Origin of the sequence: Paenibacillus ihbetae (genome assembly GCF_002741055.1) — a bacterium.
Taxonomy (GTDB): Bacteria; Bacillota; Bacilli; order Paenibacillales; family Paenibacillaceae; genus Paenibacillus_AQ; species Paenibacillus_AQ ihbetae.
In genome coordinates, this window is record NZ_CP016809.1 from 3,215,659 (window position 1) to 3,241,923 (window position 26,265).

Sequence of the window (26,265 nt, forward strand, 5' to 3'; positions counted from 1 at the left end):
AATCTTATTCACACCACTAGATATTGTTTATAAATTGTTCAGCTTTCGACATCATTAGCCTTCTTGCGGAAAAAATTATGCACAGGTTGTCCAAATCCCAAACAATTTTTGCTTCCATCTCCATCTGTTCATAACTTCTGGTTGAATGTTCTAGCGGCTTTTATAATCAACCAAAGGTAAAAATGGCTGTGGATATCCCTCACATGCACGTGCGTGGCATGTCGAATGGGGGATTTTTTGCCTGTTCAGAGGCGCCAGAGGGCCCCGCAATCTGAGGTCATTCATCGACGTACTATAAGGAAACTTCGAACGGAGGAAACGGGATGGGGGAAACGCAGCCAAGGATTCGGTGGAGAAGATGGTTGGGGGTAGCCTTGGTGGTCTTGATTATGGCTGTGGTCGCAGGCTGGGCGCAAAGCTATTATTCGAAGAAGTTTTTTTATCTGGACGACGCCAAATATTTCAAGTATGAGGATTCGGGCAGCGGTACGATCGAATATCGTGCAGCATTTGGACGCGGAAACCCGGTTGTTGTTCATGCAAGAGCCTTAGAACGGGTGATTGAGACAGGGGGAGAAAGCTACCTGGTCCGTGGAACTGAAGGACTGGAGGGGGAATGGGAGCCGTATGCGGTCGTTTATCCGGCTGGCACCGAATATCGGGTGGAGCCGTTTGGCCAAGACGGATTCCAGGTGTTTGATCAGGCTGGAGAGTGGGTGCTTCCCCCGGCAGTCATGCATGTTGGGTTGGGAAAGAAAATAAGGGATCCGGATAGCCTGCGTTATTTTCCAGCGGACATTGCCGCTGCATCGGACGAAGCGTTCCATCAGCCTAACGGCGGCGTAGGGTTCTTCCTTTTGGCCGTCGCATTGTTTATATTCAACTGGTGCGGCTTTCGCTATGAAGCTTTTCAGCGCTTCTTGTTTCATATCTCTCCTTCCAATCTGATGGTGAGTGACCCGGAGCCGAGCGATTTTTATTTCTTTATGTGCAAGGTCGGCGGTGTTCTCGGGATGGTAGTTTCGCTGGGAATATTTTTTGCTCACGCGCTGTAATAGTAGAGTTGAGGGGGAGGCTTACGCCGTTTTCTTTGTTAAAAAAACATTAGGTCCGCTTGATTCGAGATTGTTGGCGATTCGCCCCAGGCTCTTAATCCGCCCTCGGTGATTGCATGATCACCCAGATTGTTGGTGCGCCGGGGAGCATTCATCCTGCATCACAAAAAAAGCCTGTCTTTGCGAGGATGCTCCTCCGCTTAAAGACAGGCTTCATTATTTTAAAGGCTAAGTCATGATTATTTCTGCTCAAATCTGCGCTGGAACTCCGATATGGCTTCATAGTCTTCCTCCAGCTTGCGCGAGATCCGGATATAGATCGGAAGGAGCGCTTTATACACATCGGCGTTCTCCTTCACCGGCTGATGCTCGTGCGTGCCGCCGACCATCGTTGAGACGATATCGAGCGACTCCGCTCTTCCCGTGGCATACAATCCCAGCACGACGGCGCCGAGACAGGAGCTCTCGTAGCTCTCCGGCACGATTACCTGCTGGTCGAAGATGTCGGCCATCATCTGGCGCCAGATCGGGGAGCGGGCAAACCCGCCGGTGGCGTGAATCTTCGCCGGATGGCCCATTTGCTCCTCCATGGCGAGCAGAACGGTATACATATTGAAAATAACGCCTTCCAGCACGGAGCGGATCATATGCTCCTTCTGATGGTTCAGCGTAAGGCCAAAGAACGACCCGCGCGCGTTCGGATCCCACAGCGGGGCGCGTTCTCCCGTCAAATACGGATGGAACAGAAGGCCGTTCGAGCCCGGAGGAATGCGGTCTGCAATTTTGGTCAGCACATCGTATGGATTGATTCCGAGACGCTTGGCCGTTTCTATCTCCGATGCCGCGAATTCGTCCCGTACCCAGCGGAAAATCATGCCGCCGTTATTGACGGCGCCGCCGATGACCCAGTGCTTCTCGGTCAGGGCATAGCAGAAGATCCGTCCTTTCGGATCGGTCATCGGCCGGTCCACGACCGTTCGGATGGCGCCGCTCGTTCCGATGGTCGCCGCGACGACGCCCGGCTGAATCGCATTGACGCCAAGGTTGGACAGAACGCCGTCCGCGGCTCCAAGCACGAACGGTGTGGAAGGAAGGAGACCCATACGAACAGCGTATTCTTCCTTCAGGCCTGTCATGATATGTGTAGTAGGCACGAGTGTGGACAATTGATCCTCGGTAATGCCGGCCAGCTTCAGTGCTTCCTGGTCCCAAGCGAGGGCTTCCAGATTCATCATGCCGGTACTGGAGGCGATGGAATGGTCCACTACATACTTGCCGAACAGCTTATAGTATACATATTCCTTAATCGAAATGAATTTGGCGGTTTGATTGAACACGGACGGCTCATCATGCCGGAGCCACATCAGCTTCGTTATCGGTGACATCGGATGAATCGGCGTGCCGGTTCTCAAATACAGCTCCATGCCGCCAAGCTCCTTCTTGAGCTTCGCGGACCAGGCTGCGCTCCGGTTGTCCGCCCATGTAATGCAGCGGGTTAACGGGATTCCGTCCTTATTAACGGCAATAACGCTGTGCATAGCAGCACTGAAGGACACGAACAATACCTGCTTCGGAGAAATTCCGGTATCAGCCATGACGCCTTGGACCGAGGAGAGCACCGTCTCAAAAATCTGTTCCGGATCCTGCTCGGCCGTCGAAGGCGTAGGGGTGTGAAGGGGATATTCACCGCCAGCTTTGGCAACGACCTCTCCGTTCTCCTTAAACAGCACCGCTTTGGTGCTTGTCGTTCCGATATCAACACCGATCATGTAGTTCTGTGTACTCAAGAGACATACCTTCTTTCTATTTGAGGTCCCCGAGTGAAGCCTTGCGTTGATGCGCTTATCTCCACCGGGGACCTCATGAGCTTATGTTCAATTATACAATTAGATTCAGGACGAGAGCCAATACGAGACCGGTTACAGAGAGAATCGTCTCCAGCACGGTCCAGGTCTTCAGCGTCTGGGCTACGGTCATATTGAAGAATTCCTTAACCATCCAGAATCCAGCGTCATTAACATGGGACAAGACGATGGATCCGGCGCCGGTAGCAAGGACGACAAGCGCGACATTGGCGTCCGGCGTCATGGCGAGCACGGGGGCAACGATGCCGGCAGCCGTTGTCATGGCTACGGTGGCCGAGCCGGTTGCCACCCGGATCAGGGCTGCAACCAGCCACGCGAACAAGATGATATTGATGTTGGCGCCGGTGGCAATCTCGGCAATCGCATTGCCGACGCCGCTGTTAATCAGCACCTGCTTGAAGGCGCCGCCTGCACCGATAATCAGAATGATGGAGGCAATCGGTGCAAGACATTCGCTTGTGAACTTCGACAGCTCATGCTTGTTGAAGCCGCGTGCAAAACCGAGCGAGAAGAACGAGAACACCGCCGCAATCAGGAGGGCTATGACTTCGTGTCCCACGAATTTGCAGATGACAGATATGGCGCTCGTGTTGTTAGGATCGATGATCTCAGCAGCAGAGCCGATCAGCATCAGAATGACGGGAAGCAAAATAGTGAAGATCGTGATGCCGAAGCCGGGAAGACCGCGGTCCGCTTTGCTCGAGAACTGCTCGGCCAGCTCCTCAGGCGGCTCGGTTGTGATCCGCTTGCCGATATATTTGCCGAATACGGGGCCTGCAAGGATGGCCGCAGGAATGCCGATGACAAACGAGTACAGAATGGTAATGCCCAGGTCCGCACCATATGCATCGATCGCAATCATCGGAGCGGGATGGGGCGGAACCAGACCGTGAACCGTGGATAAGCCGGCCAGAATCGGAATACCGATCTGCAGGAGCGACAATTTCGTTTTACGGGCTACGGTAAAGACGATCGGAATCAGCAAAATAACGCCGACCTCAAAAAATACAGGAATACCGACAATAAAGCCGACAATCATCATGGCCCAGTGTACCCGCTTCTCCCCGAAGCGATTGACCAGCGTCGTTGCGATTTGCTCGGCGCCTCCGGACTCGGCCATCATTTTCCCAAGCATGGTGCCAAGGGCGATAACGATGGCTATCGTACCGAGCGTTCCGCCGAGACCGCCGGTTATGGATGTGATCACGTCCATCGGCTGCATGCCGGTCAACAGTCCCAGCAGCAGCGCCGCGATCAGTAGTGTAACGAAGGGATTCCACTTATATTTGGATATCAGCACGATCAGAAAAACGATCGTCAGCAAGGTCCAGAACATTAATGTAGCGTTATGGCTGAGACCAAAAAGTGTGTTCATAGCTGTGCTTCCTCCTATAGATTACCCATTATGTCCGGGTGATTATTGGTAAACTGAGCGGTTTTCTGCGGTAGTATACCCAAAACAGAATGAATTTCTATTGTATACTTGTCGACAACTTAGAGCGTGCAATAGGAAACGGAGGAAGGGAGGATCTAATGATACGTTAATCCTCCGGAAAACTCAGATGCAGCGTTTGGCGGGAATCATCGAAGTATTGCTGAACCGCCGTTTGAATCCGGTCCGGATCCAAGGATTCCATCTCTTGAATAAGCCGGATATGCTTGTCCGTTACGTATCGGAGCTTGGAGGCACCTCCGCTGAACACCTGCCGTGTCGTGATCAGCATGACCGTCATCACAATCGGCCGGATGCTCCTCCACAAATGCAGAATCCGTTTATGATTCGCCTCGGTAATGATGCGTTCGTGGAAAGTCAGATCCTGATAGGAATACTCGATCGGATCCCTATGCTTGGCCGCAAGCTCCATCCGGTCGACAATTTGCCGAAGCTGGCGGATCAATTCCGGCTGCTGCCTTGCAAAAACCTCGCCTTGCACGAAGCTTTCAATCAGAAACCGCACATCGTACAGCTCTTCGACGTCCTTAAGGGATAAGCCCATGACGACTGCCCCCATGCGCTCCAATTGGATCAAGCCCTCGCTGGACAGCGTTTTCATCGCTTCGCGAACAGGGGATCGGCTGGTGCCGAACTCGCCTGCGATCCGGTTCTCCGAAATGACTTCCCCGCGTTTGATCGTGCCGCTAATGATCTGCAGCCTTAACTCGCTCGCAATGGCCTCGCCAAGCGAAGCTCCCTGCAGCCAGGCCGATGGGTATTTCATAGACTGATTCTCCAATCCGGGTAACTAGTAATCATCCTCTTTCGTGGTAATCATACCACAGGAAAAGTTCCGGATTCCATTCATGATGCCGTTTTTCCCCGGATGTGCTCCAGGCTATGAAGCCGCTTGCTAAAACGCGGATGGAGAAGCGGATTATTCCGACTTCTCGACCGCATGGCCGCCGAATTCATTGCGAAGCGCTGCCACGACTTTTCCATGAAACGTATCTTGATCCAGCGAGCGGTAGCGCATAAACAGGGAGAGAGCGATAACCGGTGCGCTTGCCTGAACTTCCAGCGCTGTTTCGACGGTCCATTTGCCTTCGCCGGAGGAATGCATGACACCTTTGATGCCTTCCAGCTTCGGATCTTTGGAGAAGGCGTTCTGCGTGAGCTCCATAAGCCAGCTGCGGATGACGGAACCGTTCGACCATACCCGGGCAACGTCCTCGTAATTGTAGTCAAAGGCACTCTTTTCCAGCACTTCAAAGCCTTCGGCAATGGACTGCATCATCCCGTATTCGATCCCGTTATGGACCATCTTGAGGAAATGTCCGCTGCCGCTTTCGCCGGCGTATAGATAGCCGTTCTCGACAGCCATGTCCTTGAACAAGGGTTCGATGCGGCTGAATACCTCGCGGTTGCCGCCGATCATAAAGCAGCCTCCGTTATGGGCACCTTCCATGCCGCCTGACGTGCCGGCATCGAAATAATAAATTCCTTGCTCCGACAAACGGGTTGCCCGGGCAATGGAATCCTTATAGTGAGAGTTGCCGCCGTCAATCAGAATATCGCCCTGCGCAAGAAGAGGGGATAGCGAATCAATGACCGAATCCACAATCTTACCGGCAGGAACCATCATCCATATGATACGGGGCGAATCCAGCTTCGCCACCAGTTCTTCAGTCGAGGCAGCGCCTTCAGCTCCATAACCGGCAGCCTTGCTCACCAGATCGGCATTCAAATCGTATGCGACAACCTCATGCTGATGATGAATCAGGTTCTGGACCAGATTGAGACCCATTTTCCCAAGGCCGATCATGCCTATTTTCATAATATGATGCAGCTCCTTCTTAGGTGTATACTTGTATACAACTTAAATTCAATTATTTATACTACTCCTTTATGGCGCCGGTGTAAACCGGCGAGGCGTCGCCCGATCGAGGGCCGAAAAACGCCAATCGATCTATTCACAGACGGTTTCAATAGGTTATCCCCATGTGGATAAATCAAAACTAGCAATAAACGCTACATGTGGAAAACTTAAGCTTCCTAAAAAGGCAAAGTTTGATTTGACTTTTGGGCCTGATCGTGATTAAATGTAAAAAGGCATTTTCTGTGAAGATAAAGGACATCACCCGCATGTACTGCGGTCTGTTATCAAGAGATGCGTCGATGGACGACGACTTGGCGGTCTGTCTTCCGTGAAAGTGCGTCGATAGACGTTTATTCTTAGAATACGTACGAGAGATTCCTGTAAGGGGGTGCATTAGATCATGAGACCAACTTTCAAACCGAATGTGAGCAAGCGCAAGAAGGTGCACGGCTTCCGCAAGAGAATGAGCACGAAGAACGGACGCAAAGTATTGGCTAGCCGCCGTCAAAAAGGAAGAAAAGTACTTAGCGCTTAATACTGTGCCGAAGACCACCGAGGTGGTCTTTTTTTCGTAATATCTCCTGTTTGATGAAGGGTGGGGCAAATGCCGACCTGTATTAGATCACTTAGGAGGCCCTTCGTGTACGTGATGTTGTTTGCGTTTACCGTTGTACCGGCATGACTATACTATATATATAGGAAGCGATGCCCGGAGGCGGAGAATGTCGTTTAATGGAATTGATTATCGGTCAGGCAGGGAGAGACTTGTGTTGTGCATAAAAAACTTCGTTTACGGAACCGCGCGGACTTCAGCCGGGTATATCGACACGGAAAGTCCTTTGCCAATCATCAATTTGTCTTGTATTGGTCGCGTAAAAAAGAGGTAGAGCAGTTTCGCGTCGGCGTATCGTGCAGCAAGAAGATCGGAAATGCCGTCGTACGCAACCGGATGAGACGAGTGGTAAAGGAGATTGTCCGGCACCATCAGCATGAGATCGTGGAGCATATCGACTTGATCTTCATTGTCCGAAAGGGAGCGCTGAGCAAGTCGTACCAGGAGCTTGAAAAAAGCGTGCTGCATGTTCTGCGGAAATCCTCGCTTTTGAAACCGAAAAAGGGCTGAACGCTTGTGTTTATTTGTCCATATAAATATGTTATGATTTACCGTGGAATGGCAATGGCGAAGAGAGGGGTTTTGAAGTGTCGTTCATGAAGACAAGACGAGGAAAATGGTTCCTCCTCGCCGCTGTAATACTAGCAGTGGCGGTTATATCAGGCTGTGCGCCTGGAGCTGACCAAACGCGTTCCATCGAAGACTTGAAGAATGGCGGCTTTTGGCAGAGCAACGTTGTTTACTACTTTACCTTGGCACTTGATACGTTTGCTACATGGTTTAACGGTGAATACGGATTATCTGTCCTTGTAATGGTGCTTATCGTCCGTACATTGATCCTGCCGCTGACCTTGAAGCAGGTCAGAAGCTCGAAGGCCATGCAGGCAATCCAGCCTGAGGTTCAGAAGATCCGTGAGAAATATAAAGATAATCCTGAGAAAATGCAGATGGAAACGATGAAGCTTTTCCAGGAGAATAAGGTCAATCCGATGGCGGGCTGCTTGCCGCTGCTCGTTCAAATGCCGATTTTTATCGCACTCTATCATTCGATCTACTATAATGGACTTCTTCGTGAGCATGAGTTCTTGTGGATGCAGCTCGGCGAGCCGGACAAGCTGTTCATCCTGCCGGTATTGGCGGCAGCCACGACGTATCTGCAAACGAAGATGATGATGAAGATGAACCCGTCTCCACAGATGGGGATGATGCAGTTTATGCTGTTCGTGTATCCGATTTTGATCTTTGTCATGTCCTTTCAGTTTCCTGCTGCGCTTCCGCTGTACTGGTTCTACAGCAACCTTTACACTATCGTGCAGAACTACTTCTTGTACCGCAACAATGACAAGGCAGCTGTAACGGCAAGCGTTGCCAGCGCGACCCAAGGTCAGAAGAGCAACAAATCCGGGAACAAGAGCGGTCATAAAGGCGGGAAAAAGGGTTCGAAAGGAGCCAAAAAGTCGAGATGAGTAAAATCGTCGCAACAGGAAAAACCATTGAAGAAGCTGTCGCACAAGGGCTGGCCCGCTTGGGTGTAAGTCAGGATCGTGTATCGGTTCAAATATTGAGTCAGCCATCAAGAGGATTCCTGGGCCTGTTCGGGGCCAAGGAAGCGAAAGTCGAACTAACGCTCCTGCCTGAACGCGCCGGCGGCGAATCACACCATCCGATGACTCCTTCGTCCCAGCAGCAGTCGGCACCTGCCGCAGAAGTGAAGGTATCCCAAGCCTCGAGCGCACCGGCACCATCCGCCGTGGCAACGATGGAAGAGAGCCGCACGGAAGCCGCTGAGGCGAAGAAGGACCCTTATGAGGAAGCCATCAGCTTCCTTCGTGAGACGGGACAGGCCATGGGGCTGGATATCTCGGTCGAGCAGGAAAAGGGGAAAGATTACACGACGCTTCATATTTCGGGCGCGGGCCTCGGGCTGATGATCGGCCGCAGAGGCCAGACGCTGGACGCCCTTCAGTATCTGGCGAACATCGTGGCGAATCGGTATTCGGACAGTTACCTTCGCATCGTGCTGGATGCGGAGAACTTCAGGGAACGCCGCAAGAAGACGCTGGAGGATCTGGCTGACCGGCTTGCCGGACGGGTCCTGAAGAGCCGCAAGGAGATTGTGCTGGAGCCGATGCCGGCCGCAGAGCGGAAGGTCATCCACGCCAGACTGCAATCCCACGGAGGCGTGAAGACGTACAGCAAAGGCGAAGAGCCGAATCGCAGAGTGGTCATCACGCCGAAATCGTCGTAAGCCTTAATCAGAAGAGTATATGTTGATCAATGACTCCTTAAGCTTGTAAAAGGGAGTCATTGTTTTTTACCAAGATACAGTTTTGGGTGCATCCAACGGGCGATTCGTCCGAGCAACAGCATGGTGCAGCCGCTATACGTCCGAAGAGGGCGTTATCTAAGAGGAGATACAGCGAGTTGCAGAATGCATAGGGTATGAATCTGCATCCGTTCTAAATAGAAAGAGGTGAATACAGCATGTATAGCGATACCATTGCAGCCATTTCTACGGCCGTCGGAGAAGGCGGGATCGGGATTATTCGCGTCAGCGGACCGGACGCCGTGACGGAAGTGGAGCGTATATTTAAAAGTAAACGTAAACTGAGCCAGGTGGAATCCCATACGGTTCACTACGGCCATATTGTAGATCCGCAGACCGGCGAGAATCTCGAAGAGGTGCTTGTTACGGTCATGCGGGCACCCCGGTCGTTCACGACCGAGGATGTGGTTGAGATCAGCGCCCATGGCGGAGTCATTTCGGTCAAGCGGGTGATGGATCTGCTGCTGCAGCTGAACATCCGTCTCGCCGAGCCGGGGGAATTTACGAAGCGTGCCTTCCTGAATGGCCGTATCGATTTGTCCCAGGCTGAGGCGGTCATTGACCTGATCCGTTCGAAATCGGATCGTGCTTTCTCGGTGGCGTTAAAGCAGGTGGAGGGGACCTTGTCCCGGAAAATCAAGGAGCTTCGTCATACGCTGGTGGAAACCCTGGCCCACATCGAGGTGAACATCGATTATCCCGAGCATGACGTGGAATCTTTGACGGCAGAGTTCATTAAAGAGAAGAGCAGTCAGGTGATGGGCGAGATCGACAAGCTGCTGAAGACGGCCCAGGAAGGGAAAATTTTGCGCGAAGGCATCACGACTGCGATCGTCGGGCGCCCGAACGTAGGGAAATCCTCGCTGCTCAATACGCTGGCGCAAGACAATAAGGCGATCGTGACGGATATTCCGGGCACGACGCGCGACGTGATCGAGGAATATGTGACAATCAATAATATTCCGCTGAAGCTGCTGGATACGGCCGGAATCCGCGAAACGATGGACGTGGTCGAGCAGATCGGCGTCGAGCGTTCCCGGCATGCGGTGAACGAGGCCGATTTGATTTTGCTCGTACTGAATGCCAGCGAGCCGCTGCATCAGGATGAACTGGAATTGATGGAACAAATACGCGGTAGACAATGTATCGTCATTATGAATAAAATGGACTTACCGTCTCAGCTCGATAAGGATGTGCTGAACCGGTATGTTCCGGATGAATTGATCGTTCCGATGTCCGTGAAAGCACAGGAGGGCATCGATCGGCTGGAAGAGGCCATCTCGAATTTGTTCTTCAGCGGCCGAATCGAAGGCGGGGATCTGACGTATGTCAGCAATGTGCGGCATATTGCCCTGTTGAAAAAAGCGAAGCAGTCGCTTCAGGATGCTTATGAAGCGGCCGATCAGCTCATTCCGATCGATATGATCCAGATCGATGTGCGGCTCGCCTGGGAGCAGCTTGGCGAAATCCTGGGCGAAGCCGTTGGCGATTCGCTGATTGACCAGATTTTCTCGCAGTTCTGTCTGGGCAAGTAATCGCTGGAGGATGATTTGTTGAAATGGAAGCAAAATGCGGAGCCGGAGGTTGTAGGTGATTTGGGTGACCGGATAGGCTTCCGAAATTCTTGGTCTCCATTACCATCGTTTTTCTTCTATAATTAAGCGATAAGCTGCAGGTTGTAGTTTTTTAGAAGTTCTAAGCTGCCCCACAGACTTGGTGGAGGCTTTAATATATGAAAACAATATTCGAATAGGAGGGTTAGCCATGAGTTTTATGGGAGGCACGTATGACGTTATTGTCGTCGGTGCAGGACACGCCGGCTGTGAAGCGGCGCTTGCGTCTGCCCGAATGGGTGTCGAAACGTTGATGATCACTATCAACCTGGATATGGTAGCTTTTATGCCCTGCAACCCGTCGATTGGCGGTCCGGCCAAAGGACATGTCGTTCGCGAGATTGACGCGCTTGGCGGGGAAATGGGACGCAATATTGACAAAACCTTTATTCAAATGCGGATGCTGAATACAGGAAAAGGACCGGCGGTGCATGCATTGCGTGCGCAAGCCGATAAATTCTCCTATCAGCACACGATGAAAGAAACGCTCGAGAAGGAAGAGAAGCTCACGCTTCGCCAAGGCATGGTTGACCGCCTCATCGTTGAAGACGGCGTCTGCGTCGGCGTTGTGACACAAACCGGTACGGAATACCGCGCCAAAGCGGTCGTCGTGACGACAGGCACGTACCTGCGCGGCAAAGTGATTATGGGTGAGCTAACGTACGAGAGCGGCCCGAATAATCAACAGCCATCGGTGAAGCTGGCGGAGAACCTTCGCGAGCTCGGCTTCGACCTCGTCCGCTTTAAGACCGGAACTCCTCCGCGGGTTCACAAGGACACGATTGATTTTTCCAAAACGGAAATTCAACCGGGCGATGAAAATCCTAAGTTTTTCTCGTACGAAACGAAATCGTCGGATAACGAGCAGCTTCCATGCTGGCTGACGTACACGTCGGTGGATACGCACCAAATTATTAATGATAATCTGCACCGTGCTCCGATGTATTCGGGTCTCATCGAAGGCACCGGACCACGCTACTGCCCTTCGATTGAGGATAAAGTCGTCCGTTTTGCCGACAAGTCGAAGCATCAGATTTTCCTGGAGCCTGAAGGTAAAAACACGAAGGAATACTATGTGCAAGGGCTGTCCACCAGCATGCCGGAAGATGTACAGCTGGCCATGCTCCGTTCCATTCCAGGGATGGAGAAAGTGGAATTGATGCGCAATGGTTATGCTATTGAGTATGACGCGATCGTTCCGACGCAGCTGTGGCCAACGCTGGAGACGAAGAAGCTTCCGGGGCTGTTTACGGCTGGTCAAATTAACGGAACATCCGGCTACGAAGAGGCGGCAGGGCAAGGGATTATGGCCGGCATCAACGCCGCCCGCAAAGTCCAAGGAAAAGAACCGGTCATTCTGGACCGTTCGCAAGGCTACATCGGCGTAATGATCGATGATTTGGTGACGAAGGGAACCAATGAGCCTTATCGCTTGCTGACTTCCCGTGCGGAATACCGTTTGCTGCTTCGTCATGACAATGCGGATCTGCGCTTGACCGAAATCGGTCATGAAATCGGCCTGATCTCGGAAGAGCGGTATGCGAATTTCCTGCGCAAAAAAGAACTGGTCGAGCAGGAAATCGAGCGGCTCCGTCAAGCAAAGGTGAAGCCGGTTGAGGTAAACTCGATGCTGGAAGCAGCCGGATCGGCTCCTATCCAGGACGGAAGCAATCTGCTCACCATCCTCCGCCGTCCGGAAGTGACGTTCGCGATGATCGAGTCGATTTCACCGTCTCCTTTTGAACTGGATGAGGAAATGAAGGAGCAGGTTGAAATTCAAGTCAAATATGCCGGTTATATCGAGAAGCAGCTGGGTCATGTGGAGCGCCTGCAGAAGATGGAGAAGAAACGGATTCCGGAAGACATCGTCTACGATGATATTCACGGCTTGGCAATCGAAGCTCGTCAGAAGCTGAACAAAATCCGTCCGATCTCCATCGGGCAAGCATCCCGAATCAGTGGCGTAACACCGGCGGATATTTCGATACTGCTTGTGTATCTTGAGCATTATAACCGGGTAACCGCAGCGAAAGGATAAGGTATGGACGATATCCAGAAGTCATTTGTTGAACGGCTGCAGCAGCAAGGGATCGCGATAGACGATCGGCAGCTTCATCAATTTGAGCAATATTATGAGCTGCTTGTCGAATGGAACGAGAAGATGAACCTGACCGGCATCACACAGCGTGATCAAGTTTATACGAAGCATTTTTACGACTCGCTTACGCTTGCGTTCTACGTAAAAATGCCCGACATCGGAAATATGGCCGATATCGGGTCCGGCGCAGGCTTCCCGGGGATTCCACTCAAAATCGCGTTCCCGCATATGAAGCTGACCATCGTAGATTCGCTGAATAAGCGCATCACCTTTTTGAAGCACGTGGTAGAGACTTTGGGCTTGGAGCAGGTTGAACTGATTCACGGCCGGGCGGAAGAGGTGGCCCGCAAGCAGGGATACCGGGACGGATTCGACCTGGTTACTGCCAGAGCGGTAGCCCGAATGGCGGTGCTGAATGAATTTTGCCTTCCGTTTACGAAGGTGGGAGGGAGTTTCGCGGCAATGAAAGGCAGCGATCCTTCAGAGGAGGTCAAGGAGGCAGCTCGCAGCCTGAAAGAGCTAAGAGGCTCCCTGGACCAGATCTACTCATTCTCGCTTCCGATTGAGGAATCGGAACGCCACATCGTCATTATCGACAAGAAGGGTGCTACCCCGGCCAAATACCCGCGGAAAGCGGGGACGGCGGCCAAATCTCCGCTCTAAGAGTTCTTGCTGCATGCTGGGCATGCGCAAAGCGATGATAGAGGTGCTTTGCTTATTGGATTTGATGGTTGGTCAAGTTGCTGAGGCACAGTTACAGTATTGATTAGGGTAAAAATTGCAGCATCGATCAGACAGCATCCGTGAAAGTAATTGTAAAGAAGAAGGACCCAAGCCGGGTCCTTCTTTTTTTTGTGCCATGGTATGATGTAGAACAATATCAAGGATTCAGGATGTGTTGTTTGACGTCTTATAACCAAGGATATTGCCACATACCAACCAAAGTCGTTAATTATATATACCGATTTCACACAACATAATTTACATCCCTTATTTCACACACCATCTACTCAGCTGATCTGTGAGATCAGCTATTGCAAGTGATCAGTTGCTTGTTTAGCTGCAAGATCAATTATAAGAACAGCTATAAAATCATTAAATAGTCCGTTACAGATCAGTTTGGTCAGGGATCCATCATCCATGGAACAACGGGTTATTCTAACGTGCCTGAGAGGTTCCGACTAACGGTCCAAGACAATCGCCGGTTGAACCGGTCGGAACGGATAATACGATGTAATGCGATATTTGCTGGACCAAGAGCTCGAGATGCTGGTCAAGTAAAACGCTATACGGGTAACATGCTGACCAAGAAACTTGCGGACTTCAACACGTTATAAGGAAATCTCTCATGTTTTTTATGTGGATATCGTAGGTTCGCATGCGCTAGCAGCTCTCCAGGGCCTTATGCTTCTTTATGCTGCTTTGATCCATCAGTTGGCAGAAGTTATTTAAATGTTTCACGTGAAACATTTGATAGGGAAGGAGTAGGGTCGATCATGAACCAAATGATGTGACTAACATGGGTTAGGGAGTATGAAGTATGAAGTGCGAAGTAATGTAAGAGAAGTATGAAGTATAAAATTTGAAGCCTGATAGCATGTTGCTTTACCAAAGCAAATACCTATTCGCATGCGTGATGGCTGACGCCCATTTCCAGCCTTAAATGGTATGGCGGGCATTACGCAGTCGACATGGAACATTTTTTGGAAAATCCATGTAGAGGAACGATACTTCTATTAATGAAGGAATTCACAAAAACTATGAATCTACCTTACCAATCATTTAGAATAAAAACCGACTATGCCTTTATTCAAAATAGGGAGGTATGAGTATTATTGTTTTGTGAGATTTCACATAAAAGAATGCCAATCAAAACGAGAAATGCAGGAAAAAAGGTGATTTTGGAGAATAGAGTTATAGAACAAAAAGTGGTAGAATAGAATCGTAGCATGATCCAAGCAGACGGGCTGACTTAGCCCGTTCTTTGATGGGCTGAGCGAAAGGTTCGACTTAAGGTGATTCGCCCATCCCTGCTACGTGCAGACGAACACTACCACACAGCGGCGGGGGAAACGGCTGTTGAGATAACGACGACTATTTTTGAAAGCAGTCTGTTCATTGGGGTTTGCTGCACGGGTAGAGTATAGATCTATTCTTGCTAGATATTCAATTGCAAATGACATCATGATATTACCTTCTATTGAATCTATCAAGAATCAGCCGTGTCAGGCTGCGGCTTTACAGAGAAGTGCGCTCGGCTAAGAGAATGGCGTTGGTTCTCAATTTGCATGAAGTATGTTTTTGCAGGGAAATGCCTGGCTCTATCACTACATAAAAGGCTTCCACATATAGGGAATATGGGTTGCCAAGGCTAGCAGTGTAAACTGCAGGGCGGTAGTTTGCCTGCCGGTATTTGCCGGCTCTGATGATTGTCGGGGGCTCATCCATGCTATCATGAAATTAGGTGGTAATATACGGAATGAAAGAACAATTTTCGAAGTTGTTTGGCTTGGCGGCAGAGCGTAACCAAGGGGATGAAGTGAAGCAAATCCCGGTAAACGAGGTTGTCAGCAGCCCATACCAGCCGCGGACGATTTTTGATGATGAGAAGATTGATGAGTTGCTCCAGACCATTAAGACCCATGGAGTTATTCAACCGATCGTTGTCCGGGTCCGTAACGGCGTGTATGAAATCATTGCCGGGGAACGCCGCTGGCGTGCGGTTAAGAAGCTGGGTCTGGATACGATTCCGGCTATTGTTCGGGAGTTCAACGATTCTCAGGCGGCATCGATTGCCCTGATTGAGAATCTACAGCGTGAGGGGCTTACTTCAATTGAAGAAGCCGTGGCTTACCAGAAACTGATCGACCTTCATCAATTAACTCAGGAAAGCCTGGCGCAGCGACTTGGCAAGAGCCAGTCTACAATTGCTAACAAAATCCGTTTGCTGCAGCTGCCGGAACCGGTCAAAGCAGCATTGATGGAGCGTAAAGTTACGGAGCGCCATGCGCGTGCGCTGCTTTCTTTGGACAATGAAGAGACTCAGCTGAAGGTGCTGGATGAGATCATCACCAAGGAACTGAATGTAAAACAAACGGAAGCGCGTATTGCCTTCTATAAAGAAGTAACAACGATGAAGAAGGCCAAACGGATCTCTTATAGCAAGGACGTCCGTCTAGCACTGAATACGATCCGTCAGTCGATCGATATGGTTTCAGGCTCAGGCATGGCTATCAAGACAACAGAGAACGACCATGAAGATCATTATGAAATCGTGATCAAAATACCTAAACGTTAATCGGGTGTAAAGGCGGTATGCATCGTGCCGCTTTTTCTATTGAGCATAAATGGGGCATTTGAATCCAAGGCTTGTTACTCTCTCTATTCATTGACTTCCGTGTACATGAATAGGGGCTTTCCAGGGTCATTTCAGCCTGGGTTAGTAGAAAAATAACCCTCTATGCTTTGTCAAAGTCCTTATCCGATCGTATGAAATTATGCGAAAATCGGCTCGGTGTTATTTTCAATAAAGATATGGCGACAATAAACTTCCTTCCGATTCAGGAGGTTTACGCCACGATCAAACGTTTTACATCTACGGCCAGAAGCAGGACTTCGGTAAAAGGTGAAGCTTGTATATCTGAAGTGAATTTTTCTATCGTTGAATGACCCGGATCTGCACTTATTGATTTGGGGCTGTTCACAAGATCTATATCCGGCTCTCGGGCTGTGTATCATCTATTGCGACTACTTAGAAGAGTCTTCCTACATTGAGGTGAAATGAGTGTCTAAAATCATTGCCATAGCAAATCAAAAGGGCGGTGTCGGCAAAACGACGACATCCGTCAATCTGGGAGCTGGATTGGCTACGCTAGGCAAACGGGTGCTTTTGGTGGATATAGACCCCCAGGGCAACACGACAAGCGGGGTTGGTATTAATAAAGCCGATGTTGCAAATTGCATTTATGATATTATCATCAATGAAGTACACCCGAAGGACGCTATATGTGGGACGAACGTAGAGGGGCTCGACATCATACCGGCAACCATTCAATTGGCTGGCGCGGAGATTGAGTTGGTTCCCACGATCTCCCGTGAAGTGCGTCTCAAGAAATCGCTGCAGCTGATCAAACCCCAATACGATTATATTCTCATTGATTGTCCGCCATCGCTCGGTATTTTGACGATTAATTCATTGACGGCAGCCGATTCGGTCATTATTCCGATTCAGTGTGAGTATTACGCGTTGGAGGGGTTAAGCCAGCTGCTAAATACGGTTCGTCTCGTTCAGAAGCATTTGAATACATCGCTGAAGATCGAGGGTGTGCTGTTGACGATGCTGGATGCCCGGACTAATCTCGGCATTCAGGTCATTGAAGAAGTGAAGAAGTATTTTCAGGAGAAAGTGTACAGTACGATTATTCCAAGGAATGTTCGTTTGAGTGAAGCGCCATCCCATGGACAATCGATCATGACCTATGATCCTCGTTCAAAGGGAGCGGAAGTATACTTGGAGCTGGCAAAGGAAGTGATCTCGTATGAGTAAACGTTTAGGAAAAGGGCTGGATGCGCTTATTCCTTCTTTGTCTATTCATGAGGATGACAAGGTTGTGGAAATTCCGCTGACTCAGTTGCGAGCGAATCCGTACCAGCCGCGCAAGACGTTCAACGATGAAGCAATTCAGGAATTGGCAGAGTCTATCCGGCAGCATGGCGTCATTCAGCCAATTATTGTACGCAGTGTTTTAAAGGGATACGAAATCATTGCCGGGGAGCGTCGGTTCCGGGCATCTCAATATTGCGGCAAAGCGACCATTCCTGCCGTAGTCCGTTCATTCAGCGATCAGCAGGTAATGGAGATTGCGCTGATCGAGAACCTGCAGCGGGAGAATCTGAATGCGATGGAGATCGCAGTGGCTTATCAAGGGTTGATGGAACAATTTTTCTTAACACAAGAGGAGCTGTCGCTAAAGGTCGGAAAATCCCGGTCGCATATCGCAAACTTCCTTCGGCTGCTGTCCCTTCCTGAAGAAGTGAAGGAAAATGTTTCACGTGGAACATTGTCTATGGGACATGCAAGAGCAATCGTCGGAATTAAAGATCCTGTGCTCGTGAAGCAGCTGGCTAAGCAATGCGTGGAACAGGAGTGGAGTGTCCGCGAATTGGAAGAAGCGGTTAAAAATCTGGATCGCAAACCGGCTGACAAGAGCAAGGTTAAAACGAAGAAGAAGGATCCGTATATCGACCACCTTGAAGAAAGCCTGAGGGAACGATTCAAGACAACGGTGAAGATCAAGCATAACAAAGATAAAGGAAAAATCGAACTGAATTATTACAGTAAACAGGACTTGGAACGCTTGCTGGAGATGCTTCAATAATCCCGGCAATAGTTATCAAAAATGCAAATCATTCAGGTTCTGGATCCTGTATAATAGGTGAGCACCCGTAAGATCGAATGAGGACATGCAACAAAGTCGTTGTGTTGCCATGCCAAAACCAAAGACATGTCGATGTTCCCGGAGCGGGAATTAGATATGTCTTTGTTTAACCCTATTAGAAAGAATACGATGATATGAATAGGTGATCTAAGGTCAAAGAAAAGACAACTATTCGTCGTGGGAAGCAAAAGTTTTTTTATGTAACTTTGAACTTGAAAATTCTTTCGATTTTGAGCGTTAACAAGTTTTATGGGTGAAGTTAATGGAAATGTGTTTTGGGTGAAGGGAAGACAGGTTTCAAAGAAACGTATCTTCGGATTGAGAAGGAGCGGCAAACGTGGACTCAATCGTTTATCTGGATCATGCAGCAACATCATGGCCGAAACCTCCAGAAGTGCTGGAAGCGATGAGAGTGTCGATGGAAGAGGCGGCGGCCAATCCGGGACGCGGGAGTCATGCCATGGCTGTGAAGGCTTCCCGTGTTCTATACGGGACGAGAAAGGCGCTGGCAGCTTTGTTCGGGGTTAGAAATCCTAATGATATCGTGCTCACATCCAATACGACAGAGGCACTGAATTTAGCGATTAAAGGATACTTGCGGGAGGGAGATCACGTAATTGCAACGATGGTCGAACACAATTCCGTCCGTCGCCCGCTGGAGTATTTAAAGCGGACCCGGGGAGTGCAGGTAGACTACGTGGCGGTTAATGGAGAGGGAGAGTTAAGGCTGCAGGAGGTTGAGGCGGCTTTTCGCTCGAATACGAAGCTTGTCGTATGCAGCCATAGCTCGAATCTGCTTGGCTCTATTATTCCATTGGAAGAGCTGGGGGCGCTTGTGAAAAAGAGAGGCGCTGTCCTTCTCGTAGATGCAGCCCAAAGTGCAGGGGTGCTGGATATCCAAGTAGAGGATATGAAAATCGGAATGCTAGCTTTTCCAGGGCATAAGGGGCTGCTGGGTCCGCAGGGGACAGGTGGGCTGTATATTTCGCCTGATATTGATCTGGAGCCGCTTTTGCATGGAGGGACAGGCAGTCAGTCGGAGGCGCTGGAGCAGCCGACGGTTCGTCCGGATCGGTACGAAGCGGGAACTCCGAATACCGTCGGATTCGCAGGCCTTCAGGCTGGAGTTCGTAAAGTGCTGGAGTGGACGCCAAGGCAGATATACCGGCATGAATGGGAGCTAACGCAGATGTTGATGGAGGGGCTGCTTACGCTGCCGTCGATTCGGATACTCGGACCGGAGCAGGGGAAGGCGCGTACAGGCATCGTAGCATTCGTATCGGATACATACAGCGCTTCGGAATTAGCGTTTCGTTTGGATCGGGAATATGGGATAGCTGTTCGTTCCGGTTACCATTGCACGCCGCTTGCGCATATGGCGGCTGGTACTGATCGGATGGGTGCAGTTAGGGCGAGTGTCGGTATATCGACACGTCCGGAGGAAATAAGCCTTATGCTTCAGGCTATGGCAGAAATTCATGGCTGAGTATAGAGATCAAGATGGAGAAGAGGAAGGAAGAAAGCATGACTGAATTAAATGAATTGATCATGGAACAGCTGCATTGGTTTGTCGTCGTAATGATCATGATCATCTTGATCTTATGGATTACGGTCATCGTTCAAGGAGCAAAGCTGCGGGGGATGCGTCGCCGCTATGATGCAATGATGGCAGGAAGCGGAGTCGAGGATCTGGAGAGCTTACTGGTTCAATTAAAGGTACAAATCGATGAAATTGAAGAGGGTCAAGCCGATCATCAAAAAATGCTGGATTCGATTAACCGGAAGCTGAAAGGAATGAAATCACGGGTTGGCATTGTTCGTTATAATGCATATGGAGAACGCGGGAACGAAATGAGCTTCTCCCTGGCTATCGTTAGCGATCAAGAGGAAGGGATTGTTCTGACCGGTCTTCATAACCGGGAGAGCTCCTATGTGTATGCCAAGCCGCTCAAAGACGGACAATCCAAATATCCATTGTCTCCGGAGGAGAAAGAGGCCCTTACTCTTGCGCTGCAAGAAGGGTAGAACGATGCCATTCCTTGATCCCGGCAAATAGACAGGTTGCAATGATATCGGACAGCCGCATGACTAAGCTTAATCGCGTGTTCTGCAATACGAAATACTCCATAAAGCCGCCGACATTGACGATGCCAGTTACATGGATATCGCCAACCGGCGGCAATTCTTTATGCACGCCGGCACCAGGTTTGAGCGGTCCATCGGACACCTGGATTGATCCGACACTTGAGGATTGGCCAAGGCATGCATCGATGCCGATAACAAAGGGATTGTCGAATTTTTCATAGATCGCCGTCAATGTGTCCTTCAAATTCATAGCGTGGACAGGCTCGTCCAATGTACCGTATAAATGGAACAACGGGCTGTTATAACGTGCCAGAGAGGTTCCGACTAAAGGTCCAAGGCAGTCCCCGGTTGAACGGTCGGTGCCAATACAAACGATGACAAGCGGCCTTTGCTGGACGCGTGCATCGGATAGATGGAAGAGTAAACGATGGATGATGGCAGAGTGAATATCAGGATCGGTATGAGATATTTTCAAACTCGGAGTATCAGAACGAGACGTTATTTTAGATAGCCTGTTCATAGAATCTTCCTTTCGTCTGCATTTGGTAGTATCAGTATATGGATGAAAGACTGTTTTTATACTTTGCGATATCAGGAAATGTTAAGATGTGGTCTTTCCATAATCCCAAATACACAGCTAGACGAGTAGAGGCTCGGCCGGAAATGCTCGATGGTTGGTCCGGATGATGAGGGTTAATGCCGTATATAAATCTCTTAGATTATGGCAATACCATAATAGAAGGAAGAGGCTTACATAGTAGAGAAGGAAGGGATGAATTCAGCGGGTAGATAAGTGGGTGGCAAGGATTGCTGGTAGAACAGAAGCCAAGAAAGATGGAGGGAGGGTTGGAGACGTGGGGGATGCCATGCTGATTGCTTTTGATTCCACCCAGCAGGCGCTGCGAGCTGAAATGCTGCTGGAGTATGCGGATATCGAAATTGATTTGTTTCCGACTCCGAAGGAAATTACCGCAGGTTGCGCATTGTCGATTCAATTTCCGCCTGATGCGTTAAATGAGGTTCAAGATATCATTAGGCAGGAGCAAGTGGAGATCAGAGGAATATTTGCTCTCAATGACAACCAGATTTATGTGAACATCGAAGATTAGGGAGGACAATTACGAATGAGGGCAATGGGCTATTTGACAGAGAATTCGGGTGATCCAGAAAATATTGAGCAAATGGGACAGGAGGCATTGCAGTTGAAGGATCAGATATTAGCGTGGTTAACGGATGAAGCGATGTGGATGCACATTCTTTCCTCCGCCATTCGGGTCATCATTATCTTCATCTTAACCCGGATCGTGATTCGCATTGTTTATAAGATGATCGACCGGTTTCTGCTCAGACAGGAAAAAAGCCGGATTCAAGTCAATGCAAGACGGTTTGTAACGGTAGGGGAGCTGCTGAAAAATGTAACCTCATTTGTATGTAACTTTGTCATGATCCTGATTATTCTGGCGGAGTTCCAGTTCAAGCTTGGTCCGCTATTGGCCGGTGCCGGTGTGTTGGGCCTAGCAATCGGTTTCGGTGCCCAAAGCTTGGTGAAGGATGTTATTACCGGCTTCTTCATTATTTTCGAGGATCAGTTTGCCGTAGGGGATGTCATTAAGAGCGGAGAATACCGGGGGACGGTAGAGGTTATTGGATTGCGCACGACACGCGTAAGAGGCTTCAACGGGGAAATCTATATAATTCCCAACGGATTAATCACGAGCGTTACGAACTTTTCCCTCTCCAATTCCCTTGCCGTGGTTGATCTGCCGGTCAAGAACGAACAGCAGCTTCAAGACACGATCGCGCTCATTCAGGCTGCGCTCGGCAATATTATGGACCGGTGTCCGGAAGTCAAGGGTACGCCGGATGTATTGGGTATCCAGTCACTGAGCACCTCCGAGTATGTTGTGCGCATTGCGGCCGAGTGTAATCCGAATGCTAGAGAAACCGTCGAGCGGCGGATTTTAACCGATATTAAGCAAGCCATTGAAGCGAGGGATAAAGGACAGGAACGGGCCCAGGCTTGATCATGTCGGCATCCGATGATATATAATAGATAAAATGTGATTGATTACGGAGGAGCGGTAGCTAATGGAGCGTAAGGTATTTCAACTAGGGGATATCGTACAGATGAAGAAGCCGCATCCTTGCGGGAATAATGAGATGGAAATTATCCGCATGGGGATGGATATCCGGATCAAGTGTACGAAGTGCCAGCATAGTGTGCTGATACCGAGAGCCAAATTCGAGAAAAATATGAAGAAGGTGCTGCGGTCAGCTCAGGAGCAGGAAGGGGCAGGGGAGGCGTAGTCATGCCGCGCCTTCAGCCTCTTTTGGTTAAATGGGGTCACCGGATGATATTTCAGGATTGAATAGGAACAGGTATTGACCAAGCTTTATTTTCATGTTATAATCAATTCTGCTGTGGAAAGGTACCCAAGAGGCCCAAGGGGGCTGACTCGAAATCAGCTAGGCGTCGCAAGGCGTGCGTGGGTTCGAATCCCACCCTTTCCGCCACCAACTATATTCAAGCTCCGCTGTTATGAATATAGGGGAATATGTGGTACATAAGGCAGGCGATCTAACAATCGCCGCATAACAGAACACCCTCGCCATGAATCGGGATTGTCTCCTGATCATGACGAGGGTGTTTTTTGATATCAAGCAGGCAATTGCGTTTCCTGTATCTGGCCAATGTGCAGCCCTTAGAGTAGTTGAAATCCGAACAAAAAGCTCCAAATCCACTCCCGAGGTGGCCTCCATTCTGATTGAGAACTCAGGATTCAGAGATCCTCGCTTAATACCTGGGTGAATAAGACGAGAAGGTCAAATGTCTGCTTTCAAGGTAGGCGGTATAAAACTCCAATATAAAAGAAGGACCCATACGGGTCCTTCCTTCTGGGTAGGCGGTGCTTGTGATTTTGGAATCCTCGTCTCATCAACACATGCTGCAAAACCATTGACAACAGCTAAAGCTTGTCCATCAGGTCAAGCCAGTTCGCTTATGTCCTCCGCTTGCAATACGTGTGAATATCAGAAACCTCTCTGCGTCGTTCAGCTGCAACGTCCAACGGAACCACACCTCTCTCATGCACCACCTGATGATAATATGTGCAGGAAGTTGAATTCCTATACAAAAATCCGGGAGTGGGAAAATATACCGGATACCAAATCGATTAACAACATTTTGGCGGCGTGCAATGCAATTGGCTGTTGAACTAAGCTGCTGCACCATAATTTCGCGAACAAAGCACTAAAATGCCCGCAAACGGAGGAATAAACCGCATGCGGGCCTTGGGTAGGGTGGTGATTACTTAGGTTGAACCCGGCGCTTATTCAGCCATACCCGGTCATCATTTTGCGTCTCCGGGAATGTGTCGCCTTTCTCCATTTTGATCTGACGCGGATTCTCGATCCCCATTATGTGGTCTCTTACACCGACTTCCATATAGATCCCGTTGTTCGGAGCTTTATCTCCACCGCGGAATTCAGTCTGTTCTCCCATCATGGAACCCTCCCTTAACGTATTGGATGGACTGCATTTGTTAGCATGTGCCGGAAGGCCGAAATGCATGGCAGGTAAAGTGAGAAAGGGACGGAAAAATAGGGGAAATGCCTCACGGACATCGACAAGAGTGCAGTCTCGATAAGGGACCCGAAAAGGGAATCGGCAAGGGAAAAGAAACTTGCATCCGATCATCCGTTCTGGTATAGTATTATGGTGCGAGTTAGGCTCGCTCCTTGCTCTCAACTTAGATTGGGGGCCGAAGTCCATAAGGAGGTGGAAACATATGCGCAAATATGAAGTGATGTACATTATTCGTCCTGACATTGAACAAGAAGCTGTTCAAGCTGCAGTCGAAAAATTCCAAGGCATCATCTCCAACGGCGGAGAAATTACGAAGCACGAAGTAATGGGTAAGCGCCGCCTTGCGTATGAGATCAAGAAATTCCGTGATGGCGTCTACGTTCTGGTTAACTTCAACGCAACACCAGATGTTGTAGCAGAACTTGAGCGTCTCATGAAGATTTCTGACGAAGTAATTCGTTATCTCATCACGAACGACGTTGCTTAATACGCGAAGTCTTTGTAATTGATTTCGTTCTAAAGGAGGGGATTGGATTGTTGAACCGTGTCATTTTGATTGGCCGACTGACTCGGGACCCGGAGCTTAGATATACGCCTTCAGGAGTCGCTGTCACACAATTTACACTTGCTGTAGATCGTCCGTTTACCGGACAAGGCGGGGAGCGCGAGGCGGATTTCATTCCGGTCGTAACCTGGAGACAGCTCGCGGAGACTTGTGCCAACTATCTGCGTAAAGGCCGGTTGACGGCTGTAGAAGGGCGCATTCAAGTGCGGAATTACGAGAATAACGAAGGTAAGCGTGTATACGTCACCGAAGTCATTGCCGATAATGTTCGTTTCTTGGAGTCAAACCGTGAAGGCGGAGGCGGCGGAAACCGTGAGGAGTCATCGTTCGGCGGCGGAAGCGGCGGCGGAAACCGCGGGGGCAACAACTTCTCGCGCAACAATCAGGATCCTTTTTCCGATGAAGGAAAACCGATCGATATTTCGGATGATGATTTGCCATTTTAATACGGAAAGGACTGACAACGCATGGCTTTTAAACAAAGAGAAGGCGGAGACAACGACAAAAGACCGGCACGCCGCGGCGGCCGCAACAAGCGTCGTAAAGTATGTTTCTTCACTGTGAACAAGATCACTCACATTGATTATAAAGATACCGATCTGCTCAAGAAATTCATCAGCGAGCGTGGAAAAATTCTGCCTCGTCGTGTAACAGGTACCAGCGCGAAGTATCAGCGTGCTCTGACGATTGCGATCAAACGCTCCCGTCAAATCGCATTGCTTCCATACACGACCGAGTAATTCGGTTACAGAAGCGGTTCAGCCTTTATAGGCTGGGCCGCTTTTTTGTTTCGGCTTCCCATCAAAATGAGCGCTTGTCTCCAAGCCTCCGGATAAGGCACGTGGGACGTTGGAATGTTAAGATGGTTAGATGTTGAAATGAGTTCCTTGTTCTCGAGAATCAGCTGAAGCGCGAACGAACCGAGCATTGAGGAGAAGCACCGTTGGAAGGAGTAGTAACCGTAATCGGCGCTTGTAATATTTGTATTTTTATTTGCATTTGTATCCCTTCTCAATATTGCGTTTCTGCTAAACTCCGGTGGATGAATCCAGAGATGTTGTTGACTACTATTGGTCTTGAACATGATCCAATTCGAATAAGAAGCCGTGGTCGACATCTTTTTCGGTATATTTGGCATGCTCGTGAAAAACTTTTTTCTGCATTAGGATTCCATTACAGCGCTCATGTCTTTTTAGAGTAACCTTGTCTTCTCAGAGAAGACAAAATTTTAATGAGTATGGTAGTGTAACGCGAGTCTATACTAAAGCTTTCCAGTTTTAAAGTCATAAATAATGTCTACCATTAAAGGACATTGTCTATTGAGAGAAATACAGCTTTCCAATAAGTTGGTCTAGTATGTCAGCTGTTTAGGAGGAAGCTGCAGATGTCGTTGTGTTATTTTAAAAAATTTTCTTCTATTATATATGTGTTAATTTAGAACTTATAAAATTAAGCTGATTGTTTACAGACATACCTTAATAAGAGAACCGTTTCTCGTAGGTACAAGTTACGCAGACCAGCATAGGCAGTTCTAGAAATTAAGGTGTCTATTGTGAGTATACATAAAAAATCCCCTTGGTTATGCTTCTAATCGAAAGAAAGTGAAATGAGAATCTCTATAGAACTTACATATAGCGGCTTAAAATTCCCTGTCCACTCCTAGGATACAATCGTACATCACGTGGAAGAAACGAAGGAATCGTCGAA

General features: G+C 49.3%; 25 protein-coding genes and 1 tRNA gene. 20 read left to right on the forward strand and 6 right to left on the reverse strand.

What is annotated here, in order from left to right:
* Window positions 1-323: 323 nt before the first annotated feature.
* On the forward strand, window positions 324-1,055 hold the full coding sequence (locus tag BBD41_RS14365; RefSeq protein WP_099477961.1) for a DUF6199 family natural product biosynthesis protein: 732 nt from the start codon (window positions 324-326) through the stop codon (window positions 1,053-1,055).
* A 239-nt stretch (window positions 1,056-1,294) separates the two neighbouring features.
* On the opposite strand, the gene gntK is transcribed toward BBD41_RS14365, so the two are convergent.
* From gntK to gnd, 4 genes are all read right to left on the reverse strand, one after another.
* Window positions 1,295-2,842, reverse strand: coding sequence for a gluconokinase (gene gntK, locus BBD41_RS14370; RefSeq protein ID WP_206098306.1), 1,548 nt, complete (start codon window positions 2,840-2,842; stop codon window positions 1,295-1,297).
* A 91-nt stretch (window positions 2,843-2,933) separates the two neighbouring features.
* Window positions 2,934-4,295 (reverse strand): GntP family permease, encoded by a 1,362-nt coding sequence (locus tag BBD41_RS14375; protein WP_099477962.1) that lies wholly within the window; start codon window positions 4,293-4,295, stop codon window positions 2,934-2,936.
* Between the two features lie 166 nt (window positions 4,296-4,461).
* Window positions 4,462-5,139 carry a GntR family transcriptional regulator gene (locus BBD41_RS14380; RefSeq protein WP_077570896.1) on the reverse strand — a complete coding sequence of 226 codons (678 nt, stop codon included), beginning with the start codon at window positions 5,137-5,139 and terminating at the stop codon, window positions 4,462-4,464.
* Between the two features lie 153 nt (window positions 5,140-5,292).
* Window positions 5,293-6,192, reverse strand: a complete 900-nt coding sequence (gnd, locus tag BBD41_RS14385) for a phosphogluconate dehydrogenase (NAD(+)-dependent, decarboxylating) (RefSeq protein WP_099477963.1) — start codon at window positions 6,190-6,192, stop codon at window positions 5,293-5,295.
* 442 nt (window positions 6,193-6,634) lie between these two features.
* Between gnd and rpmH the strand changes: the two genes are divergently transcribed.
* From rpmH to BBD41_RS14445, 12 genes are all read left to right on the forward strand, one after another.
* A complete protein-coding gene (gene rpmH / locus BBD41_RS14390; RefSeq protein WP_007129231.1) occupies window positions 6,635-6,769 on the forward strand; it encodes a 50S ribosomal protein L34 in 135 nt (44 codons plus the stop codon).
* Between the two features lie 237 nt (window positions 6,770-7,006).
* Window positions 7,007-7,357, forward strand: coding sequence for a ribonuclease P protein component (gene rnpA / locus BBD41_RS14395; protein ID WP_099477964.1), 351 nt, complete (start codon window positions 7,007-7,009; stop codon window positions 7,355-7,357).
* 77 nt (window positions 7,358-7,434) lie between these two features.
* Entirely contained in the window at window positions 7,435-8,313 is an 879-nt protein-coding gene (locus tag BBD41_RS14400; RefSeq protein WP_007129229.1) for a YidC/Oxa1 family membrane protein insertase, read from the forward strand.
* Window positions 8,310-9,095, forward strand: coding sequence for an RNA-binding cell elongation regulator Jag/EloR (gene jag, locus BBD41_RS14405; RefSeq protein ID WP_099477965.1), 786 nt, complete (start codon window positions 8,310-8,312; stop codon window positions 9,093-9,095). The genes BBD41_RS14400 and jag overlap by 4 nt, the downstream gene beginning before the upstream one ends.
* 236 nt (window positions 9,096-9,331) lie before the next feature.
* Window positions 9,332-10,708 (forward strand): tRNA uridine-5-carboxymethylaminomethyl(34) synthesis GTPase MnmE, encoded by a 1,377-nt coding sequence (gene mnmE, locus BBD41_RS14410; protein WP_099477966.1) that lies wholly within the window; start codon window positions 9,332-9,334, stop codon window positions 10,706-10,708.
* Window positions 10,709-10,937: 229 nt separating this feature from the next.
* On the forward strand, window positions 10,938-12,824 hold the full coding sequence (gene mnmG, locus BBD41_RS14415) for a tRNA uridine-5-carboxymethylaminomethyl(34) synthesis enzyme MnmG (RefSeq protein ID WP_077570888.1): 1,887 nt from the start codon (window positions 10,938-10,940) through the stop codon (window positions 12,822-12,824).
* A 3-nt stretch (window positions 12,825-12,827) separates the two neighbouring features.
* A complete protein-coding gene (rsmG, locus tag BBD41_RS14420; protein WP_077570887.1) occupies window positions 12,828-13,547 on the forward strand; it encodes a 16S rRNA (guanine(527)-N(7))-methyltransferase RsmG in 720 nt (239 codons plus the stop codon).
* 1,816 nt (window positions 13,548-15,363) lie between these two features.
* Complete coding sequence (noc, locus tag BBD41_RS14425) at window positions 15,364-16,182, forward strand: nucleoid occlusion protein (protein WP_077570885.1); 819 nt, start codon at window positions 15,364-15,366, stop codon at window positions 16,180-16,182.
* A 486-nt stretch (window positions 16,183-16,668) separates the two neighbouring features.
* The gene (locus BBD41_RS14430; protein WP_007129223.1) at window positions 16,669-17,430 is read left to right on the forward strand and encodes a ParA family protein; all 762 of its coding nucleotides are present in this window, start codon (window positions 16,669-16,671) and stop codon (window positions 17,428-17,430) included.
* Window positions 17,423-18,262 (forward strand): ParB/RepB/Spo0J family partition protein, encoded by an 840-nt coding sequence (locus BBD41_RS14435; RefSeq protein ID WP_099477967.1) that lies wholly within the window; start codon window positions 17,423-17,425, stop codon window positions 18,260-18,262. The genes BBD41_RS14430 and BBD41_RS14435 overlap by 8 nt, the downstream gene beginning before the upstream one ends.
* A 397-nt stretch (window positions 18,263-18,659) precedes the next feature.
* Window positions 18,660-19,808 (forward strand): aminotransferase class V-fold PLP-dependent enzyme, encoded by a 1,149-nt coding sequence (locus BBD41_RS14440; RefSeq protein WP_077570878.1) that lies wholly within the window; start codon window positions 18,660-18,662, stop codon window positions 19,806-19,808.
* Window positions 19,809-19,846: 38 nt separating this feature from the next.
* Window positions 19,847-20,347: a DUF4446 family protein gene (locus BBD41_RS14445; protein WP_077570876.1), complete on the forward strand. Its 501-nt coding sequence runs from the start codon at window positions 19,847-19,849 to the stop codon at window positions 20,345-20,347.
* Here BBD41_RS14445 and yyaC read toward each other — a convergent pair.
* On the reverse strand, window positions 20,322-20,927 hold the full coding sequence (gene yyaC / locus BBD41_RS14450) for a spore protease YyaC (protein WP_077570875.1): 606 nt from the start codon (window positions 20,925-20,927) through the stop codon (window positions 20,322-20,324). The genes BBD41_RS14445 and yyaC overlap by 26 nt on opposite strands.
* A 346-nt stretch (window positions 20,928-21,273) precedes the next feature.
* On the opposite strand from yyaC, the gene BBD41_RS14455 reads away from it, so the two are divergent.
* The 4 genes from BBD41_RS14455 to BBD41_RS14470 all read left to right on the forward strand — a co-directional run bounded on the left by BBD41_RS14455 (window position 21,274) and on the right by BBD41_RS14470 (window position 22,921).
* Entirely contained in the window at window positions 21,274-21,516 is a 243-nt protein-coding gene (locus BBD41_RS14455) for a putative Se/S carrier protein (RefSeq protein WP_077571012.1), read from the forward strand.
* Between the two features lie 15 nt (window positions 21,517-21,531).
* The gene (locus BBD41_RS14460; protein ID WP_077570873.1) at window positions 21,532-22,431 is read left to right on the forward strand and encodes a mechanosensitive ion channel family protein; all 900 of its coding nucleotides are present in this window, start codon (window positions 21,532-21,534) and stop codon (window positions 22,429-22,431) included.
* 64 nt (window positions 22,432-22,495) lie between these two features.
* Window positions 22,496-22,714 (forward strand): DUF951 domain-containing protein, encoded by a 219-nt coding sequence (locus BBD41_RS14465; RefSeq protein WP_099477969.1) that lies wholly within the window; start codon window positions 22,496-22,498, stop codon window positions 22,712-22,714.
* A gap of 116 nt (window positions 22,715-22,830) precedes the next feature.
* Window positions 22,831-22,921: transfer RNA gene (locus BBD41_RS14470), tRNA-Ser, on the forward strand.
* Window positions 22,922-23,714: 793 nt separating this feature from the next.
* On the opposite strand, the gene BBD41_RS14475 is transcribed toward BBD41_RS14470, so the two are convergent.
* Complete coding sequence (locus tag BBD41_RS14475) at window positions 23,715-23,909, reverse strand: YjzC family protein (protein ID WP_028406519.1); 195 nt, start codon at window positions 23,907-23,909, stop codon at window positions 23,715-23,717.
* Window positions 23,910-24,195: 286 nt separating this feature from the next.
* Between BBD41_RS14475 and rpsF the strand changes: the two genes are divergently transcribed.
* The 3 genes from rpsF to rpsR are packed head-to-tail and all read left to right on the forward strand — an operon-like array spanning window position 24,196 to window position 25,298.
* Window positions 24,196-24,480: a 30S ribosomal protein S6 gene (gene rpsF, locus BBD41_RS14480; protein WP_007129214.1), complete on the forward strand. Its 285-nt coding sequence runs from the start codon at window positions 24,196-24,198 to the stop codon at window positions 24,478-24,480.
* A gap of 47 nt (window positions 24,481-24,527) precedes the next feature.
* The gene (gene ssb, locus BBD41_RS14485; RefSeq protein WP_077570870.1) at window positions 24,528-25,004 is read left to right on the forward strand and encodes a single-stranded DNA-binding protein; all 477 of its coding nucleotides are present in this window, start codon (window positions 24,528-24,530) and stop codon (window positions 25,002-25,004) included.
* A 21-nt stretch (window positions 25,005-25,025) separates the two neighbouring features.
* Window positions 25,026-25,298: a 30S ribosomal protein S18 gene (rpsR, locus tag BBD41_RS14490; protein ID WP_006207333.1), complete on the forward strand. Its 273-nt coding sequence runs from the start codon at window positions 25,026-25,028 to the stop codon at window positions 25,296-25,298.
* Window positions 25,299-26,265: the final 967 nt, after the last annotated feature.